2 protein-coding genes are annotated in these 2359 nt (G+C 46.8%); one reads left to right on the forward strand and one right to left on the reverse strand.

What is annotated here, in order from left to right; all coding sequences use genetic code 11:
• Positions 1-69 precede the first annotated feature (69 nt).
• Positions 70-1425, forward strand: coding sequence for a tetratricopeptide repeat protein (locus tag PX484_RS12590; RefSeq protein WP_287764569.1), 1356 nt, complete (start codon positions 70-72; stop codon positions 1423-1425).
• An 82-nt stretch (positions 1426-1507) separates the two neighbouring features.
• On the opposite strand, the gene trpA is transcribed toward PX484_RS12590, so the two are convergent.
• Positions 1508-2302 (reverse strand): tryptophan synthase subunit alpha, encoded by a 795-nt coding sequence (gene trpA / locus PX484_RS12595; RefSeq protein WP_002804074.1) that lies wholly within the window; start codon positions 2300-2302, stop codon positions 1508-1510.
• Positions 2303-2359: the final 57 nt, after the last annotated feature.

Below are 2359 nucleotides of genomic sequence, written 5' to 3' on the forward strand. Positions count from 1 at the left end.
CAAGATACTCCGTTGACTATCGTGGAAATACTAACCAGATAAAGAAGATCGCATTTCTTGAGAATATGTATGCTATTTTTAAACGATTTTCCGATCACTTGGAGCCATCGTCCTTATTTCGATCTTAGTCCCTATCAATCTGGCGCTTGGCATATTCAGGGAATTGACTATAGTTATCGAAATCTTGTCTCCGAAGTGCGAGATACTAATACGTCGTCTGTGAACCCGGTTACTCTCGTTCACCCCGCTTCTTTTCGAGAGCAATTGATTCGAGAGACCGGTCTTTTTCAATACCCAATTAACGATCCTCTCACCCTCCCCGATGAGTTGAGAACCGAACGTTGGAGAGTTCTTTGCGAGCATTTAGAGCATTATCGTGAGCTTTCACCCGCTACTCAACTGAAAACAATTAATTTATTATCGAGTTTATGCTTTCATGAAACGATTATTAGCTATATTCCTGCAATTACCGATGAAAACATTGGGAGAGACCCCACGTTCGCTAGATTAGCTTACAGCCTGGCGATGTCTAAAATCCTCTGTCAAGAAAGTATCAGTACATCGGAAAACCTGAAAGATTTTAAACGGATCGTTCAACACGCTTCTAAAGAAAGCCTGGTGGTTTTCGGAGCGGCCGTAGAACTAATCGCTTTACACGCTACTGTATTTCGAGACATAGCCGCAGTAGCTCATTGGCGAGAAGTGGCAAGGGAAAAACTCGATCACCTTGAAACGATCAGAGGAAATTTCGAGTTTAAACGTTTAACCAGTGTTTACCACCGCGCGGCTGTTTTTGCTCCACTTCTGCGGGGTGAACGACAAACGGTCATCCGTGAAATGGATATCTGTCAATCCCTAGCGGAAGAACTAACCCGCGAGTGTAAAAACGAGACCGAGAGAATTGCCGCCCATGAAAATCTGACGACGGTTTTTGAGAGCCGAACAAAAGAAGCTCTCTGGTTAGGCGATATTGATCTCGCCGAAGAGAGATCGAAGAAAATGGTGGCGATGGAACCTCTTTACTCTCGTTATCGCCTGCAACTGGGGGAAATTTTACTGAAACAAAATAAATTTGAAGAAGCGGCGAAAATCTATCGTTCTGCCACTAGACTCGGCCCACCTGGAATGGCGATCGCTTGGTTTATGGCCGGCCAATGTCACGAACGATTAGGAGAGATAGACATCGCCTGTGATTGCTATCTAGCTTCCCTACAGATGGATGAATTGGGTATCTCCGCCGTGGAGAAAATTAACAAATTGGCCCCCCGGCTAGGTAACTCGATGCTGACCGATTGGAGTACCATGCGTCTAGAACAATTACTCGAACAACAGGGAGGTATGGTCTCTAAAACGAAAACTTCCTATATTCCTGAAGCAGCTTCTGCACTGAAATTAGCGGGTGAACGCGAACTCTCTCCAATTTAACTCAAGGTGATCGAGGAATTCGGGAAAGATTCTACCTCGATCGCCCCGCAGCCGGAATTCCCTTAGAAGAATTTCTAACCCCTCACTGAATCGCCTGTTTTAAACTACGACAGAATTCTTCAAGGGATTTTAACCCTTCGCTGGGGGAATTATCGGCCAGACGTTTAACCATGGCACTGCCGACAATTACCGCATCAGCACCCCAGTTTTTCACCTGTAGCGCCTGTGTCGGGTCAGAAATGCCAAATCCTACCCCCACGGGTTTATCGGTGACAGAACGGATAGAATCGAGCAATTCCTCCACTCTCGTGGCCACTTGATTCCGCATTCCCGTCACTCCCGTGACACTCACCAGATAAATAAAACCTTGGGATTGCAGGGCGATCGCTTGTATTCGTTCCGGGGGACTGGTAGGCGCTACCAATAAAATCACCTCAATTCCCTTAGCGGCAGCCGGTTGCAGCAGACTTGCCGCTTCCTCTAGGGGTAAATCGGGAACCACCAAACCACTCACCCCGGCTGCTTTTATTTGGTCTAAAAAGACATCTATCCCGCGATGATAGATGGGATTATAGTAAGTAAAGAGAATAATGGGAGCTTTCACCTCTCCCTGAGCATTTTTGACGATTTCTAGCACATCTTCCAACTTGACACCCCGATTTAAAGCGCGGGTGGCCGCCGCTTGAATAACCGGACCATCCGCAAGAGGATCGGAATAGGGAACCCCCAACTCGATCAGATCGGCCCCTGCCCGGTCTAAAATGCGTAAAGCTTGGGCAGTGGTAGATAAATCGGGATCACCGGCAGTAATAAAGGGAATTAAGGCACAATTCCCCTGGGAACGGAGAGAACGAAAACACTCGGAAACAGCAGTCATCGAAAATTACTGAAGACATAAAGCACCGTCTATTATCTCATGGCGGGGAATAGCTCA

It is taken from the genome of Microcystis sp. M49636_WE2 (genome assembly GCF_030065375.1).
Taxonomy (GTDB): domain Bacteria; phylum Cyanobacteriota; class Cyanobacteriia; order Cyanobacteriales; family Microcystaceae; genus Microcystis; species Microcystis aeruginosa_C.